Annotated in this window: 14 protein-coding genes; 4 read left to right on the plus strand and 10 right to left on the minus strand. The window is 70.4% G+C overall.

Features of this window, described 5'->3' with window-relative positions; all coding sequences use genetic code 11:
• Positions 1–59: 59 nt before the first annotated feature.
• The 6 genes from bioB to LZ017_RS14780 form a co-directional block, all read right to left on the minus strand.
• Positions 60–1,109: a biotin synthase BioB gene (bioB, locus tag LZ017_RS14755; RefSeq protein ID WP_241397639.1), complete on the minus strand. Its 1,050-nt coding sequence runs from the start codon at positions 1,107–1,109 to the stop codon at positions 60–62.
• Positions 1,106–1,894, minus strand: a complete 789-nt coding sequence (gene bioD / locus LZ017_RS14760) for a dethiobiotin synthase (protein WP_308194078.1) — start codon at positions 1,892–1,894, stop codon at positions 1,106–1,108. The genes bioB and bioD overlap by 4 nt, the downstream gene beginning before the upstream one ends.
• Entirely contained in the window at positions 1,891–3,120 is a 1,230-nt protein-coding gene (gene bioF, locus LZ017_RS14765) for an 8-amino-7-oxononanoate synthase (protein WP_241397640.1), read from the minus strand. Before bioF ends, bioD begins: the two co-directional genes overlap by 4 nt.
• Positions 3,110–4,465 carry an adenosylmethionine--8-amino-7-oxononanoate transaminase gene (gene bioA / locus LZ017_RS14770; protein WP_374109930.1) on the minus strand — a complete coding sequence of 452 codons (1,356 nt, stop codon included), beginning with the start codon at positions 4,463–4,465 and terminating at the stop codon, positions 3,110–3,112. The genes bioF and bioA overlap by 11 nt, the downstream gene beginning before the upstream one ends.
• On the minus strand, positions 4,453–5,232 hold the full coding sequence (locus LZ017_RS14775; protein ID WP_241397735.1) for an enoyl-CoA hydratase/isomerase family protein: 780 nt from the start codon (positions 5,230–5,232) through the stop codon (positions 4,453–4,455). Before LZ017_RS14775 ends, bioA begins: the two co-directional genes overlap by 13 nt.
• 67 nt (positions 5,233–5,299) lie before the next feature.
• Positions 5,300–6,907, minus strand: coding sequence for a carboxyl transferase domain-containing protein (locus LZ017_RS14780; RefSeq protein ID WP_241397641.1), 1,608 nt, complete (start codon positions 6,905–6,907; stop codon positions 5,300–5,302).
• Between the two features lie 181 nt (positions 6,908–7,088).
• Here LZ017_RS14780 and LZ017_RS14785 point away from each other — a divergent pair, with 181 nt between their 5' ends.
• The gene (locus LZ017_RS14785; protein WP_241397642.1) at positions 7,089–7,814 is read left to right on the plus strand and encodes a TetR/AcrR family transcriptional regulator; all 726 of its coding nucleotides are present in this window, start codon (positions 7,089–7,091) and stop codon (positions 7,812–7,814) included.
• A 113-nt stretch (positions 7,815–7,927) separates the two neighbouring features.
• On the opposite strand, the gene LZ017_RS14790 is transcribed toward LZ017_RS14785, so the two are convergent.
• The 3 genes from LZ017_RS14790 to LZ017_RS14800 form a co-directional block, all read right to left on the minus strand.
• Positions 7,928–10,708, minus strand: a complete 2,781-nt coding sequence (locus LZ017_RS14790; protein WP_241397643.1) for a TonB-dependent receptor domain-containing protein — start codon at positions 10,706–10,708, stop codon at positions 7,928–7,930.
• A 370-nt stretch (positions 10,709–11,078) separates the two neighbouring features.
• Positions 11,079–12,410: an HD-GYP domain-containing protein gene (locus LZ017_RS14795; RefSeq protein ID WP_241397644.1), complete on the minus strand. Its 1,332-nt coding sequence runs from the start codon at positions 12,408–12,410 to the stop codon at positions 11,079–11,081.
• Positions 12,411–12,542: 132 nt separating this feature from the next.
• The gene (locus LZ017_RS14800; RefSeq protein WP_241397645.1) at positions 12,543–12,743 is read right to left on the minus strand and encodes a heavy-metal-associated domain-containing protein; all 201 of its coding nucleotides are present in this window, start codon (positions 12,741–12,743) and stop codon (positions 12,543–12,545) included.
• Positions 12,744–12,903: 160 nt separating this feature from the next.
• Here LZ017_RS14800 and LZ017_RS14805 point away from each other — a divergent pair, with 160 nt between their 5' ends.
• Genes LZ017_RS14805 through LZ017_RS14815 form a run of 3 tightly spaced genes read left to right on the plus strand, consistent with a single transcriptional unit; the run spans position 12,904 to position 16,767 of the window.
• Positions 12,904–15,396: a heavy metal translocating P-type ATPase gene (locus LZ017_RS14805; protein ID WP_241397646.1), complete on the plus strand. Its 2,493-nt coding sequence runs from the start codon at positions 12,904–12,906 to the stop codon at positions 15,394–15,396.
• Positions 15,393–15,833, plus strand: a complete 441-nt coding sequence (gene cueR, locus LZ017_RS14810) for a Cu(I)-responsive transcriptional regulator (RefSeq protein WP_241397647.1) — start codon at positions 15,393–15,395, stop codon at positions 15,831–15,833. Before LZ017_RS14805 ends, cueR begins: the two co-directional genes overlap by 4 nt.
• Entirely contained in the window at positions 15,823–16,767 is a 945-nt protein-coding gene (locus tag LZ017_RS14815; RefSeq protein ID WP_241397648.1) for a pirin family protein, read from the plus strand. The genes cueR and LZ017_RS14815 overlap by 11 nt, the downstream gene beginning before the upstream one ends.
• Here LZ017_RS14815 and LZ017_RS14820 read toward each other — a convergent pair.
• Positions 16,764–16,985, minus strand: a complete 222-nt coding sequence (locus tag LZ017_RS14820) for a DUF3820 family protein (RefSeq protein ID WP_241397649.1) — start codon at positions 16,983–16,985, stop codon at positions 16,764–16,766. The two genes, LZ017_RS14815 and LZ017_RS14820, sit on opposite strands and share 4 nt — an antisense overlap.

The raw sequence follows: 16,985 nt of genomic DNA on the forward strand, positions 1-16,985 counted from the left end.
ACCAGTCTCCTCGCTTCTCGGCCCTGGCGCGCACGCGGGCGCGCCGGGCGGTGTGCTTGTCAGTGCTTGGCGCAGCCGCAGCCGCCGGTGTCGGGCGCGCTCAGCTCGGCCTCGCTCGCGCAGTGCATGCCCAGGCGGTCCAGCAGCGCGCGGTCCTTTTCGGCCTGCGGGTTGCTGGTGGTGAGCAGCTTGTCGCCGTAGAACATGCTGTTGGCGCCGGCCAGGAAGCACAGGGCCTGCATGGCCTCGGGCATCTCCTCGCGGCCGGCCGACAGGCGCACCATCGCGCGCGGCATGCAGATGCGCGCCACCGCGACGGTGCGGATGAACTCGAACGGATCGAGCTGCGCGGTGCCGGCCAGCGGCGTGCCTTCGACCTGCACCAGGTTGTTGATGGGCACCGACTCCGGATAGGGCTCCAGATTGGCCAGCTGCACGATCAGGCCGGCGCGCTCGCGGCGCGATTCGCCCATGCCGACGATGCCGCCGGAGCAGACCTTCATGCCCACGTTGCGCACGCGGTCCAGGGTGTCCAGACGGTCCTGATAGGTGCGGGTGGTGATGATCTGGCCGTAGAACTCGGGCGAGGTGTCCAGGTTGTGGTTGTAGTAGTCCAGGCCCGCGTCGCGCAGCTGCTCGGCCTGGCCGTCGGCCAGCATGCCGGCGGTCAGGCAGGTCTCCAGGCCCAGGGCCTTGACCTCGCTGATCATCTCGCCGATGGCCTCCAGGTGGCGCTCCTTGGGCGCGCGCCAGGCCGCGCCCATGCAGAAGCGGGTGGCGCCATTGGCCTTGGCGGCGCGCGCGGCCTCCAGCACCTCGTCCAGCGGCAGCAGCTTCTCGGCCTTCAGTCCGGTGTCGAAGTGGGCCGACTGCGGGCAGTACTTGCAGTCCTCTTCGCAGCCGCCGGTCTTGATGGACAAGAGCGTGGAGAGCTGGATCGCATTCGGGTCGAAATTCTCGCGGTGCACCTGCTGGGCGCGGAAGATCAGGTCGTTGAACGGCAGCTCGAACAGCGCCGCGACCTCGTTCACCGTCCAGGGCTTGGCATTGCGGCGCTCGGCATCGGTGGTGGGCGTGAGCGACTGGATTTGGTTGGCGGTCTGCTTCATGGGGCTTCCAGGGCGTTCAGCAGCAAGGGCTGCAACAGATGGGCGGCCACGGCCGCCGGGGAGGGACAGAACAGCGCCCCCGCACCTGCCGCTTGCGCGTCAGGCCCCCCGAAGGGGTCCAGAGAACCCGGGGCGGCCCAGCGTTCTCTCGGGAGTCGGGGCACATGGCCCCAGTGGGGCAGGCCCAAGGCCTGCTCCAGCGCATGCAGATTGTCGGCGACGTGGGGCTGGTGGGGGTCCACGGTGTTGGCCACCCAGCCGGCCAGGCGCAGGCCGCGCGCGCGGATGGCCTCGGCGGTCAGCAGCGCGTGGTTGATGCAGCCCAGGCGCAGGCCCACGACCATCAGCACCGGCAGGCCCAGGTCCACGGCCAGATCGGCGGTATCCCAGCCTGGGGGCTCCGTGATCAGGGGCACGCGGAACCCGCCCACCCCTTCAACCAGCGCGAAGTCGCCGCGCGCGGCCGAGCGGCGTATCGCCGCCAACAGCGCGGCGCGGTCGATGGTCCGCCCCTCCATCCGCGCCGCGATATGCGGCGCGCAAGGTGCGCGGAACTGCAGCGGACCGACCTCGTCCATCGTCATCCCCCGCAGCTGCGCGGCATGCAGCTGGGCCACGTCCTCGTTGACCCAGACCCCGTCGGCCCGCTGCGTCTGCCCGGCGGCCAGCGACTTGATCGGGGTGACCTGGCGGCCCAGCGCCTCGTAGGCCTGCGTCAGCCCCGCCGTGATGCAGGTCTTGCCGATCTCGGTGTCGGTGCCGGTGATGAACAGGCCCTTCATCATGCGGCGGCGCGCTCCATGTCGGTGGCCGCCGCGTCCAGCGCCGCGAGCAGCCGCTCCACGTCGGCCTCGGTGTGCGTCGCGCACAGCGTGATGCGCAGCCGGGCCTCGCCCTTGGCCACGGTGGGCGGGCGGATGCCGGGCACGCGCAGGCCCTCGCGCTCCAGCCGTGCGGCGAGCTCCATGACCTCGGCATTGCCGCCGATGATCAGCGGCCGCACCGGCGTCTGCGAAGGCGCGAGCCGCCAGGGCAGCGCCGGATGGCGCGCCAGCAGCGCGCCGATGCCCGCCTCCAGGCGCGCCTGCAGCGCGACCAGGTGCCGGCGGCGCGCGCGGCCGGTCTCGCTGGCGATCAGCTCCAGGCTGGTCAGCAGCGCATGCTCCACCGCCGCCGGCGACGCGGTGGAAAAGATGAAGTTGCGCGCCGCCTGCAGCAGGTATTCCGTGATGGTTTCGTGCGCGACGACGAAGGCACCGGCCAGCCCCGCGGCCTTGCCCAGCGTGCCGATCAGGATCAGCCGTTCGCTGCGCAGGCCGAAGTGTTCCAGCGAGCCGCGTCCCTGCTCGCCCAGCACGCCAAAGCCATGGGCATCGTCGACCACCAGCCAGGCGTCGAATTCGTCGGCCAGCGCCAGCAGCTGCGGCAGCGGCGCGATGTCGCCGTCCATGCTGAAGACCGCGTCGGTGACGATCAGTTTCACCTTGGCGCGGCTCTGGGCCAGCAGCGCGCGCAGCTGTTCGACGTCGCCATGCCCATAGCGCGTCACCTGGGCGCGCGCCAGCCGGGTGCCGTCGATCAGCGAGGCGTGGTTCAGCGCCTCGGAGAAGATCTCGGTGTCGGCGTCGCCCAGCGCGGTGATCACGCCCAGGTTGGCCATGTAGCCGGTGCAAAAGCCCAGCGAGCGCGCGCGCGGGATGTGGGGCGCGAACCAGTCGGCCAGGGTCTGCGAAACGCGCGCATGGGCCACCGAGTGACCGCTGACCAGCGGCGACGCGCCGGAGCCGCCGCCATAGAGACGCGCGCCTTCGGCCAGCGCCTCGGCCACGCGCGGATGGGCGGCCAGGCCCAGGTAGTCATTGCTGCAGAACATCAGCAGCTCGCGTGCGACGCCATCGGCCCCGCGCACGCGCTGGTGCGGCGCGGTGGGGGTCTCGGCCTCGCGCAGGAAGCGGGTCAGGTCTTGCGCGGCAATGGCGCGCAGCTTGGAATTCAGGTGCTCAAGAAGCATGGGGGAACAACTCGGCAAGGGTGGCGCGCACCGCATCAGCCAGCCAGCCGGCGGTGGCCGCGTCCACCACGTAGGGCGGCATCAGGTAGACCGTGCGGCCTATCGGGCGGATCAGCAGCTCGTGCCGGCGCGCGGCGACATGGAAAGCCTCGGCCAGGCCGGCCGGCGCATCCACCACGTCAAAAGCCAGGATCATGCCGCGCTGGCGCAGGTGCTCGACGCGCCCATGCTTCGCCAGCGGTGCGAAGGCCTCGCGCAGATGCGAAGCCTGTGCCGCGAGCTCGTCCAGCAGCCCGGCATCGAAGCGGTCCAGCACCGCGTTGGCCGCCGCGCAGGCCAGCGCATTGCCGGTGTAGGAGTGCGAATGCAGGAAGCCGCGCCCGACCTCCTCGGACCAGAAGGCCTGGTAGACCGCGTCGCTGCACAGCACCAGCGACAGCGGCAGCGTGCCGCCGGTGATGCCCTTGGACAGCAGCAGGAAGTCGGGCCAGCGGTCCTGCGGCACGGCGCCGGCGGGGTCGCCCAGGGCCAGCGCATGCTCCCACGCGAAGAAACGCCCGCTGCGTCCGCAGCCCACCGCGATCTCGTCGGCGATGAGGTGGACGCCGAACTCGCGCGTCAGCGCGCGCAGCCCGCGCAGATACTCCGGCGCGTACATCACCATGCCGGCTGCGCCCTGCACCAGCGGCTCGACGATCACCGCGGCGACCCGCCCCGCGCGTTCGGCCAGCAGGGCCCGCATCGCGGCCAACGCCTGCGCCTCGTTGCCCTGCCGCGCGTCGGGCGACTCGACGATGTGGGCGCGCATCAGCAGCGGGTCGTAGGCATCGCGGAAGATGGCCACGTCGGTCACCGCCAGCGCGCCGATGGTCTCCCCGTGATAGCCGTTCCTCAGGCAGACGAACTCGCGCTTGTCCGGCTGCCCGAGGTTGCGCCAGCTGTGGAAGCTCTGCTTCAGCGCGATCTCCACCGCGCTCGCGCCGTCGCTGCCGAAGAAGCAGTGGCCCAGCGCGCCGCCGGTGCGCGCCGACAGACGCTCGGCCAGCCGCACCGCGGGTTCGTGCGTGCAGCCGGCCAGCATCACGTGGGGCAACGTCTCGAGCTGGCGCGTGATGGCCGCGCGCAGCCCGGCATCGCTGTGGCCGAACAGATTGACCCACCACGAACTGTTGGCGTCGAAGTAGCGCCGGCCCTGGTCGTCGAACAGCCAGGGGCCCTCGCCGCGCACGATGGGCAGCGGCGGCGATTTCTGCGCCCGCGCCATCTGCGTGCACGGATGCCAGACCGCCTGCAGGCTGCGCGACTGCAAGGAGGCCAGCGGCGCGGCGGCGCTCACAGCAGCCACCCCGGCTTGCCCTTGTTCAGAAAGCTCTGTACGCCGTCGCGCCCTTCGCCGCTGGCGCGGATGTCGGCGATGCGGCGCGCGGTGTCGTCGCGCAGCTCGGGCGAGATCTCGCGATGGGCCACGTCCTGCACCAGGCGCTTGCAGGCCCGCACCGCCGCCGGCCCGTTGGCCAGCAGCGCGGCCGTGAGCGCGTCGACCCGAGCGTCCAGCGTTTCCGCGGTGGCCAGCTCATGGACCAGGCCCAGGCGGTGGGCCTCCGCGGCGCTGAAGCGCTCGGCCGTGACGAAATAGCGTCGCGAGGCCTGCTCGCCCAGCGCGCGCACCACATAGGGGGCGATGGTCGCCGGCAGCAGGCCCAGCTTGGCTTCGGACAGGCAGAAGCCCGCCGACTCGACCGCGACGACGATGTCGCACACCGACACCAGACCCACGCCACCGGCATAGACGTCGCCCTGCACCCGGGCGATCACCGGCACGGGGCAGCGGTACAGGGTCCACAGCATCTGCGCGAGCTTGCTCGCGTCGGCATGGTTTTCCTCCCAGCTGTAGCCGGCCATGGCCTTCATCCAGTTCAGGTCCGCGCCGGCGCAGAAGGCCTTGCCTTCGGCGGCCAGCACGATGGCGCGCACGGCGGGGTCCTGCCCCAGCGTGGTGAAGGTCTCGGTCAGCTCGGCGATGACGGCGTCGTTGAAGGCATTGCGCACTTCGGGACGGTTCAGCGTGACGCGGGCCACGGCGCCGTGGCGTTGGACGGTCAGGGTGTTCATGCTCATGGGCGGCACATCCATTCGGCAAGGGGACGCGGGGCGATCGATGCGGACACCGCGATCGTGCTCACATGCGGAACACGCCGAAGCGGGTGTCGGGAATCGGCGCGTTGAGCGCGGCCGACAGGCCCAGCGCGAGCACGCGGCGGGTGTCGGCAGGGTCGATCACGCCGTCGTCCCACAGCCGCGCGCTGGCGTAATAGGGGTGGCCCTGGTCTTCGTACTGCTGGCGGATGGGCGCCTTGAAGGCTTCTTCTTCCTCGGCACTCCACTGCCCGCCCTTGGACTCGATGCCATCGCGCTTGACGGTGGCCAGCACGCTGGCGGCCTGCTCGCCGCCCATCACGCTGATGCGCGCGTTGGGCCACATCCAGAGGAAGCGCGGCGAGTAGGCGCGGCCGCACATGCCGTAGTTCCCCGCCCCGAAGCTGCCGCCGATGATGACGGTGAACTTGGGCACCTGGGCGCAGGCCACGGCGGTCACCATCTTGGCGCCGGCGCGGGCAATGCCCTCGTTCTCGTACTTGCGCCCGACCATGAAGCCGGTGATGTTCTGCAGGAAGACCAGCGGGATCTTGCGCTGGCAGCACAGTTCGATGAAGTGCGCGCCCTTGTTGGCGCTCTCGGCGAACAGGATACCGTTGTTGGCGACGATGCCCACCGGCATGCCTTCGATATGGGCGAAGCCGCAGACCAGGGTGTTGCCGTAGCGCGCCTTGAACTCGTCGAATTCGCTGCCGTCGACGATGCGGGCGATGACCTCGCGCACGTCGAAGGGCTTGCGGGTGTCGGTCGGGATCACGCCATGCAGCTCGGCCGGGTCGTAGGCCGGCGCTCTGGGGGGCTGCAGGCGCAGCGGCTGCGGCTTGGTCCAGTTCAGGCCGGCGACGACGTTGCGCGCCAGCGCGAGCGCATGGGTGTCGTTCTCGGCCAGGTGGTCGGCCACGCCCGAAAGCCGGGTGTGCACATCGCCGCCGCCCAGATCCTCGGCGCTGACCACCTCGCCAGTGGCCGCCTTCACCAGCGGCGGGCCGCCGAGGAAGATGGTGCCCTGGTTCTTCACGATGATGGTTTCGTCGCTCATCGCCGGCACATAGGCGCCGCCGGCGGTGCAGGATCCCATCACGACGGCGATCTGCGGGATGCCCCGGGCGGACAGATTGGCCTGGTTGTAGAAGATGCGGCCGAAGTGGTCGCGGTCGGGGAAGACCTCGTCCTGGTTGGGCAGGTTGGCGCCGCCGGAATCGACGAGATAGATGCAGGGCAGCCGGTTGGCCTCGGCGATCTCCTGCGCGCGCAGGTGCTTCTTCACCGTGACCGGATAGTAGGTGCCGCCCTTCACGGTGGCGTCGTTGCACACGATCATGCATTCGACGCCGTTGACGCGGCCGATGCCGGCGACGATGCCGCCGCCCGGCGCGGCGTTGTCATACATGTTCAGGCCCGCCAGCGGCGCCAGCTCCAGGAAGGGCGTGCCGGGGTCCAGCAGCATCTCCACGCGGTCGCGCGGCAGCAGCTTGCCGCGCGCGGTGTGCTTGGCCCGGGCCGCCTCGCCGCCGCCTTCGGCGATCTTCTGCAGGCGCGCGTTCAGGTCGTCGATCAGGCCGCGCATTGCGTCGGCATTGGTCTTGAAGTCCGCCGAACGGGCGTTCAGCTTGCTGCTCAGAATGGGCATTCGGTCGTCTCCTGGCGCCGGCGCAAGCTCCTGCAAGAGCCAATCATGAGCCGGACTCAATTCATCGTTCACCCCGACTCGATGGCCGGATGAGGCGCGAAGCATACGCCAGAAGCACATCACCGCCAAGCCGGCAGCGGCCATACTTGAGCCAAGCTCAAAATTTGCGCAGAATCGGCCCATGCCCGCCCAAGCCCTGCCCGCCCAGCGCCGCGCGCCCCTGCGCGCCAAGTCCGAACAGCGGGTGCGCGACATCCTGCGCGTGGGCCGCGAGGTCTTCACCGAGCGCGGCTACGAGCGCGCCACCACCACCGAGATCGCGCAGCGCCTGGGCGTCTCCGAGGCCACGGTCTTCACCTATTTCCGCGGCAAGCGTGAGCTGTGCATGCGCGTGATCGCCGACTGGTACGACGAGATCATCGCGGTGATCGAATCCGGCCTGCCGCGCGAGGCCGGCACGCGCGAGCAGCTGCAGTTCGTCGTCCACACCCATCTACGCCTGTTCCTGATCCAGGGCACGGGCCTGTGCGAGCTGGTGCTGTCCGAAGGCCGCAAGCGCGACTCCAGCATGATCGGCGAAGGCCGCGCGGCCGGCGGCACGGGCTTCGGCGAAGCCTTCGTGGAGCTGCAGCGCCGCTACACGCGGCCGCTGATGGAGCTGTTGTCGCGCGGGCAGGCACGCGGCGAGGTGCGGCGCGACATCCCGCTGCGCCTGCTGCGCTCGCTGGTCTTCGGCCCCATGGAACACATGCTGTGGGAAGTCATCATCGCCGGCCGTCAGATCGACGTCGACCAGGCCTCGCGCGACCTCGTCGCGCTGCTATGGCCCGCGCTGCAGGCGCCCGACGCCGAGCTGCAGCGGCTGCGCCAGATGCGCGAGCGGGTGGAGGCGGCGCTGAGGGTTTGAGCCGGGCCTGCGCCCGACGGCGCCGCAAAGCCCCATGACCGCAACGAAAAAGGGCCCGGATTGCTCCGGGCCCTTGCTCTGCGCGCACACCCGGCAGGGCCGGGCGGCGGCGATCAGAAGCGGTATTCCGCGCCGATCTTGTAGCTGCGCGGACGCAGCTTGTAGCCTTCGCGCAGGTTCACCGGATGCTCTTCGCCGGTCAGGTTGATGATGTTGAGCGACAGGCGCAGGTTCTTGAAACCGGTGTAGGCCAGGTTGAAGTCGGTACGCAGATCGCTGTCGATGAAACACGGCAGGCCGCCCACCTTCTTCAGAGCCAGCGACGTCATGCACGCGGCTTCGCCTTGCGTATCCAGATCCGCCTCGTCCCGGTTCAGCTGAGTCTTCGACGTGTAGTTGAAGCGCAGACCGGTGGCCCAAGGTCCCTTGCTCCAGGCGGTCGACAGCACAGCCTTCAGGCGCGGGTTCTGGTAGTTGCCGACCTGGTTGGGGCGCCACTTGTTCAGATCAACGTCCCACGGCTTGTAGGCCAGCATGTAGGTGGCTGCCAGGCCGATGTTCAGCGTGCCGAAGTTCGCATTGCCGACGCTGCCGCGCACATCGAAGTCGATACCCGAGGTGCGGGTCTTGCCGAAGTTCTCATAGGCCAGCAGCAGCGAGGCCAGCGAACCACGCGACCAGCTCAGGTTGGCACCCGGCGACATGGCGTTGGCGCGATCGATCCAGTCCTGCTCGTCCCTCGTCACGGCACCGCGGCTGATCATCTTCTCGTAACCGGGCTGACCTTCCTTGGACAACACGTAGGACAGGTCGCGGGTCGCGATCTCGTCGCGGCGCTCGATCACGAAGTAGTCCATCGCCACCGTCAGGTTGCGCGACGGCTCCAGCACAAAGCCCAGCGTGATGCTCTTGGAGGTTTCCGGCTTCAGGTTGGGGTTGGCCGAGATCATCGCCGGCACCGAGGTGTTGCAACCGCTGTTGTAGGCGCGGGTTGCATCTGCCTTGTCCGTGGCGTTGCCGTTGTTCAGGATAGCCTGGACTTTGCGAGCGGTATCGCAGCGAGCCGGATCGACGGTGTTGTTGTAGAAGCCGGTGATACCGACCGTACCCAGGGTTTCGGGGATGTTGGGGGCGCGGAAGCCGCCCGCCACCGTGCCGCGCAGCATGAACTGCGGGCTCAGCTCCCAGCGCGCGCCCAGCTTGGGCGAGACGCGGCCGGCAAAGCCGGAGGCCTTGTCATAGCGCAGCGCGCCGTTCAGCTCCAGGCCCTTCAGCACCGGGGCGTTCAGCTCGAAGAAGGCGGCGTCCATGTTGCGCTTGCCTTCGATCAGCACCGAGCCGCGACCGATGATCTCGGCCTTGAGCACGTTGTCCGTCGAGCGGATGGAGACATTCTCCGCACGGTGCTCGGCACCGACCGCGAAGGCCAGCGGGCCGCCCGGCAGCGCCATCAGCTCGCCCGACAGCTTGGCGTCGATGAAGTTCTGGTGGTTCTTGCCCTTCATGCCCTGCATGGGGAACCAAGCATCCAGCTTGGCGGGGTCGTTGACCTGACCGATCTTGTACGTGCCGTCCGCCACCGCCGTGTACAGGTCACGATGGGCCCAGCGGCTCAGCTTGTCGGCACTGGCGCCGGTGCGACCGACGGCCACTTCCCAGTCCATGTCACGGAACACGCCTTGCAGGCCCGCGAGCACGCGGTACTGGTTGGCATCGTTGTCGTACTTGAACAGATCGGGGTTGTCCATGAACCGGTAGTCGATGCCGACGCGGCCGGTGATGGGATCCTTGTACGAAGCCGTCACTGCCGGATTGTTCGCCGCCAGCGTCGGATGGTCCACGGACTGGAGCTTGTTCTGGTAGCCGTCATACCAACGCGACACGGCGCCGGCCGTGATGGACGGCGGCAGATTGCGGTACTCGGTCGTGGTCTTGGAGTACGAAACCTCGGCGAAGGCTTGCAGGTCGTTGCCCAGCTTGGCGCGGCCGGCGGTGTACAGGTTCAGGCGCTTGGCGGGATCAGAGACCTGGTTCAGGCCATTGATGTCCATCACGCATTGGCCCGAAGCCTGCACCGTGGTGCAGCCGGCCACCGGAACGCGCTTGCCGGCGAAGCGCAGCGTGCCCGGCGACGAGAGGGTGCTGGGGTCACCGAAGGCCTGGTTGTACGCGGCCTTGTGCCAGGGCGCGTAGTCGTCCTTGACCTTGTCCAGCGTGTAGCCCTCGCGGCGATAGGCCTCGAGGTTGGCGAAGACGTTGAAGCCGTCCTTCTCCAAGCTGCCGTAACCGGCGACGAGGCCGGCCTGGGTCTGGGCGCCGGCGTTGGGGCGCTCGTTGAAGGTGTAGCTGGCCGACATGCCGACGCCGTTGTATTCGCGGCGGGTGATGATGTTGATCACGCCGGCCATCGCGTCCGAACCGTAGACGGCGGAAGCGCCGTCCTTCACGATTTCGACGCGCTCAACCACATCGGAGGGGATGGAGTCGACGTTGACGAAGGTGTCCTTGGCGCCATCAGCCAGACCGTAGTTGGCGACGCGGCGGCCGTTCAGCAGCACCAGCGTGGCGCCCTTGCCCAGGCCGCGCATGGACACGCCGGACGCGCCCGACGCGAAGCTGGAGTTGTTGCCGTCGTCACGGATTTCGGTGCCGACGGTGGCCGTCAGGGTGTCCAGGATCTGGCGCACGGTGTTGGCGCCGGTCTTGCGGATGTCGTCGCGGCTGTACACCTGCACCGGCGACGCGGTTTCCGCGGCCAGGCGCTTGATGTTGGAGCCGGTGACTTCGACGCGTTGCAGTTGCTGGGTTTCTTGTGCCTGAGCCTGAGCCTGGGCGCAGAACACCGCCGCGGCCAGGGCGCTCAGCGTCAGCGAAAGCTTGGAGTGAGTTCTCATATTGCAGTTCCAGTGTTGATTGGCCGGTGGGGCCCTGTGGCCGGCGTGGCTGTTGCTCGCCGAAAGACAACGGTCCCGCGGTGACTCGGGTCCGCTGCCGAAAGACGCGCATTCTGAACATCTGGATACGGGTGCTCATGACGGAAGCGATGCGGCTCCACAACACCCTGTGTGCAGCGGCCCGCCATGGGGCTTGCTCCCCATACAGACCGGGCGAAATACGAACAAACGAGCTTGGTGTGTGCGAGATCGGCCGATTAGTCATCGCCCCGTCATGGATAACCCGAAGTCACATGAGTGCGCGGCATTCGCCCAGTCGTTTGCGCAAAGACAGGGCCCATCACCCCGGGTGCGGCTGGCGTCCAGGCGATCAGCCCCTCGTCCCCGTCCCCGGTTCCGCGATCAAGGCCTGCACCCGCGCCAGCGCCTCGTCGCCCAGCAGGCCGGCGCGCAGCAGGCAGGCGCGCTCCACCTCGCGCAGGCGCCAGCCGAATTCGCCCAGCAGCGCCAGCAGCTCCTGCTGCAGGCGGCGGTCGTCGCGGACCTCGGGGGCGTCGGGCCAATGCGGCGGCGCGACGTCCAGCCCGGCACTGGAGAAGGCCAGCTGCAGCCGGCGCACGCGCTGCTCGCCCTGCGCCAGCACCGGGGCCAGCGCCAGGTCGGTCGGCGCCTCCGGGCCCTGGCCCAGCGCGGCGAAGCGTGCCAGCCCGAGGCGCAATTCCTGCAGCCCGGGCGCCCCCGCCGCTGGCGCGGCAGCCGGCATGCCTCGCGTGGCGGCTGCCTCGCGCAGCAACTCAGGCAGGCGCGGATCAAACTCGCCCGGCACCAGCTTGGTCGCCACGACCGCGCGCACCGTGGAGGCTGGCTGCGCCTCGACCAGGCCCATCAGCCATTCGGAGAAGGCGAGGATCTGGCCGGGCAGGCTCAGCTCGTCGCCCGCGAGGCCGCGCGGATAGCCGAAGCCGTCCTGGCGCTCGTGGTGCTCCAGCACGGCCTGCGCGACGCGCGGCCCCGCGCCGGGCAGCGTGAACAGCACCCGGTGCGCGGTGACGGGATGGCTGGCGATCTGGCGCCAGCGCTCCGGGCTCATCACACTGCCGGGGCGGAAGAAGGCGGGGTCGATGTAGAGCTCGCCCACGTCATGGAGCAGCCCGGCCAGCGCGAGTTCACGCTGCGTCGCCGCGCGCTGCGGCACCAGCCGGCGCGCCAGCGCCACCGACAGCATCGCCACGCCCAGCGCATGCTCCAGGCGCCCGGGCGGCGCATCGGGATTCTCGGCATACAGCGTCAGCAGTGCCTGCACCGGGCCGGTAAGGCGCAAGCCGCCCAGCCAGTCGGGGATGGGCATGGCCTCGCGGCTCTCGCACAGCGCGGCCACCAGCGGATGGCGCTGCAGCAGGGCCTGGGCCGGCGCCACCAGGCTGGCCGGCTTGAGCCCGTCCTGCATCTCCACGCAGTCTTCCAGCGGCCGCTCCAGCTTGTGCTGCATCAGCCGCTCGCGCAGCTTCTCGTCGATGGCCGCCCCGCGCGGCACCAGCCGCACCCCGCTGCGGCTGACGATGTCCTCGCTGGCGCGCAGCGCGTGGCGTCCCGCGCCCTCCAGCAGGTGGGCCAGGAAGTTCAGGTTGGTCAGCGGGCTCGCGTCCTCGCCCTGGATGGCCACGGCCGCCCCGGCCGCCGGTCCCTCGCCTGCGGATTGCATGGTTGTTGCGTCACCATGTCGTTCTGGAATCCGAACATTGTCGGCATGGCGCGTGTCAATCTGAACTCCAGACATGCCGACCGGGCGAAACGCGGACGCCGCGCGCGCTGGGCGCGCGGCCTGTGGCGAATTTCAGGACGCTGGCGGATAACCCGCTTCGGTCAGCGCCGCCGCCAGCGCCGCGCGGTCCAGCTGCGTGTCGACCACCAGCTTCTTCTGCGCCAGCTGGATGTCCAGCCGGGCCTGGTCGTCCTGTTCCTTGACCGCCTCGGTGATGTGGGCGACGCAGCGGCCGCAGCTCATGTCGGGCAGGGTGAATTCATGGTGTTGCATGGATGGCTCCGATTCCCCGGGCCCCGGATGCGGGGCCCTCGTTCAGGTGATGCAAGGCTAAACCTTGCCATGGAGGCAAGGTCAAGCCGCGTGGACGGCAGCGCCGATTTCCGTGCAAGACGCTTGACCTTACCATCATGGCAAGGATGAAACTGGCGCCATGAACACCTCAAACACCCCCTCCACGGCCGCTCAGGACTCTATGGGCGAACTGGTGCTGCCGGTCGAGGGCATGACCTGCGCCTCCTGCGTCGCACGGGTCGAAAAACGCCTGGCCGGCGTGCCCGGCGTGCAGCGCGCCGAGGTCAACCTCGCCACCGAATCGGCCCGCGTGCTGCTGGCGCCGGGCCAGAGCGCCAGCGCGCTGCTGGACCCCTTGCGCGACGCGGTGGCGCGCGCCGGCTACCAGGTGCCCGAGCGCGAATGGCGGCTGCGCGTCAGCGGCATGACCTGCGCGTCCTGCGTCAACCGCGTCGAGCGGGCGCTGAAGAAACTGCCCGGCGTGCGCGCGGCCGAGGTCAACCTGGCGAGCGAGACCGCGACGGTGCGGGCACTCGCCAGCGTCGAGGTGGACGCCCTGATCGCCGCCGTGGCACAGGCGGGCTACCAGGCCGCGCCGCTGGACGACGAGGACGGCGGCGCGCCACCCGCGGCCCTGCCCTGGCAGGCCAGCGGCTGGCCGGTTCTCCTCGCGGCCCTGCTGAGCCTGCCGCTGGCCCTGCCCATGGTGGGCCTGCTGTGGGGTGAGCACTGGATGCTGGACGGCTGGTGGCAGCTGCTGCTGGCCACGCCGGTGCAGTTCTGGCTGGGCGGGCGCTTCTACCGCGCGGGCTGGGCGGCGCTGAAGGACCGCAGCGGCAACATGGACCTGCTGGTGGCGCTGGGCACCTCGGCCGCCTATGGCCTGAGCGTCTACGAGCTGCTGCGCGAAGGCGGCATGAGCCATGCGCTGTACTTTGAATCCGCGGCCGTCGTGATCACGCTGGTGCTGCTGGGCAAATGGCTGGAGGCACGCGCCAAGCGCCAGACGCTCAGCGCCATCCAGGCCCTCAAGGCCCTGCGCCCCGAGACCGCCCGCGTGCTGCGCGACGGCCAGGAGCTGGAGCTGCCGCTGGCCCAGTTGCGCCTGCGCGACCGGCTCCTCGTGCGCCCCGGCGAGCGCATCCCGGCCGACGCCCGCGTGCTGGAAGGCAGCAGCCAGGTGGACGAATCGCTGATCAGCGGTGAAAGCCTGCCGGTGGCCAAGAACCCGGGCGACCTCGTCATTGGCGGCGCCGTCAATGGCGAAGGCCTGCTGACGCTGGAGGTGCGGGCGCTGGGCGCCGAGTCCACGCTGTCGCGCATTGTCCGCCTGGTCGAGTCGGCGCAGGCGCAGAAGGCGCCCATCCAGCGCCTGGTGGACCAGGTCAGCGCGGTGTTCGTGCCGGTGGTGCTGGTGATCGCGCTCGCCACGCTGCTGGCCTGGGGGCTGATGAGCGGCGACTGGGAGCGCGCGCTGATCCACGCGGTGGCGGTGCTGGTCATCGCCTGCCCCTGCGCGCTGGGCCTGGCCACGCCCGCCGCCATCATGGTGGGCACCGGCGTGGCGGCGCGCCGCGGCCTGCTGATCAAGGACGCACAGGCGCTGGAGCTGGCGCGCCAGGTGGACCTGGTGGTGTTCGACAAGACCGGCACGCTCACCGAGGGCAAGCCCACGCTGCAGCACTTCTCGGCGGCGCCCGGCGTCGACGCGGGCGAGGCGCTGGCGCACTGCGCCGCGCTGCAGGCCGGCAGCGAGCACCCGCTGGCGCGCGCGGTGCGCGACGAGGCCGCGAAGCGCGGGGTTCAGGCCCTGCCCGCGCTGGCCGATGCCCGGGCCCTGGCCGGCCGCGGCGTGCAGGCGCGGCGGCCCGCCGCAGAGGCCCAGGCCGCTGCCAGCTCCGCGCCGCAGCAGGCCTTGCAAGACCTGACCCTGATGCTCGGCAGCAGCCGCTGGATGGCCGAGCTGGGCGTGGATCTCGCGCCGCTGCAGGCGCGCGCCGATGCGCTGCAGGCCGAAGGCCATACGGTGTCGTGGCTGGCCGCCGCCGAAGCCGGCGCCGTGCCGCGCGTGCAGGCGCTGCTGGCCTTCGGCGACCGCGCCAAGCCGCAGTCGGCCGAGGCCGTGGCCGCGCTGAAACACATGGGCGTGCGCACGCTGATGCTGTCCGGCGACAACGCCCGTGCCGCCGCCGCGGTCGCCACCCAGCTGGGGCTGGACGAGGTGCGCGCCGAGCTGCTGCCCGAGGACAAGGCGCGCATCGTCGCCGAATTGCGCGCAGAGGGCCGGCGCGTGGCGATGGTGGGCGACGGCATCAACGACGCTCCCGCGCTGGCCGCCGCGGACGTGGGCATGGCCATGGGCGGCGGCACCGACGTCGCGATGGAAGCGGCCGGCATCACGCTGATGCACGGCGACCCGCGCCTGGTCGCCGAGGCCATCGCGCTGTCGCGCGCGACCGTGCGCAAGATACGCCAGAACCTGTTCTGGGCCTTCTTCTACAACCTGCTGGGCGTGCCGGCGGCGGCGCTGGGCCTGCTGAGCCCGGTGATCGCGGGCGCCGCGATGGCGCTGTCCAGCGTCTCGGTGCTGGGCAACGCCCTGCTGCTCAAGCGCTGGAGGGCGCCGCGATGAATGACAGCGCGCACTACACGATAGGCCAGGCCGCGCAACGCTCCGGCGTCTCGGCCAAGATGCTGCGTCACTACGAAAGCCTCGGACTGCTGCCGCGCGTCGCGCGCACCGACTCGGGCTACCGCCTCTACGGCGACAAGGAGGTGCACACGCTGCGCTTCATCCGCCGCTGCCGCGACCTCGGCTTCTCCATGGCCGAGATCGCCGAGCTGGTGCAGCTGTGGCAGAACCGGCGCCGCCAGAGCGCCCAGGTCAAGCGCATCGCGCAGCAGCACATCGACGACCTGGACCGCCGCCTGGCCGAGATGCAGGCCATGCGCCGCACGCTGCAGCAGCTGGTGAGCTGCTGCCATGGCGACGAACGGCCCGATTGCCCTATCCTGGACGATCTGGCCCAGCAGGCGGCGCCCGCCGCAGGAGAACCGCATGAGCACTGACACCCCGCAAGACAACGCCGCGTCCGCCCCGCGCTGGGAGCGCCTGCGCGCGCACCAGGCCGAGGTGGGCGGACTGCCGATACGCCGCGCGCTGCCCACCGCGCGGCGCCGCATGGTCGGCGCCTGGTGCTTTCTGGACCACGCCGGCCCGGCCTCGCTGCCCGAGGGGCGGCAGATGCGCGTGGGGCCGCATCCGCACACCGGGCTGCAGACCTTCAGCTGGCTGATCGACGGCGAGATCCTGCACCGCGACAGCCTGGGCAGCGAGCAATGGCTGCGCCCCGGCCAGGTCAATCTGATGAGCGCCGGCCGCGGCATCAGCCATTCCGAAGAGGCCCGCGCCGGCGCGATCCAGCTCGCCCAGCTGTGGATCGCGCTGCCCGAGGCGCATCGCTTCGACCCGCCCGCCTTCAGCCATCACCCGGAGCCGCCCCGCCTGACCTGCGGCGACTGGCAGGGCACGCTGCTGGTCGGCGACTGGGCAGGCCAGCGCTCGCCGGTGCCGGTACACACGCCGCTGCTGGGACTGGACCTGGCCTGCGACGCCGCGGCACAGGGCCGGGCCGCGCTGCGCGCGGACTTCGAATACGGGCTGATGGTGCTGGAAGGCGAGCTCGCGCTGGACCTGGACGGCGAGCCGCTGGGCTCAGCGCAGCCCGGCGAGCTGATCTATCTCGCGCCGGGCGCGCAAGACCTGACCCTGGACGCCCGCGCGCCGGCGCGCGCGCTGCTGCTGGGCGGGCCGCCCTTCCCCGAGCCGGTGCTGCTGTGGTGGAACTTCGTCGGCCGCAGCGGCGAGGAAATCCAGCGCTACGCCGCCGAATGGAATGCCCGCGAAGACGGCGGCATCTTCGGCCAGGTGCGGGGCTACGACGGCCCGCGCCTGCCGGCTCCCGACGCCAGCGCGCTGCGCCTGCGCACGCCCGGGGCCTAGCGCCCGGGCCGGCCGCGCAGCGGCCGCAGCAGCTCGCGCAGCCCGTTGTGGTCGATCTCTTGCATCAGCGCGAGCAGCCGGCCGATTTCGCCCTTGGGAAAGCCCTCGCGCGCGAACCAGTTCAGGTAGTGGCCCGGCAGGTCGGCGAGCAGCAGGCCCTTGTGCTTGCCAAACGGCATCTCGGTGGTGGCGAGTTTCTGCAGGTCTTCGGGGTGCAT

This window comes from Pelomonas sp. CA6 (genome assembly GCF_022549225.1).
Classification (GTDB): Bacteria; Pseudomonadota; Gammaproteobacteria; order Burkholderiales; family Burkholderiaceae_C; genus Roseateles.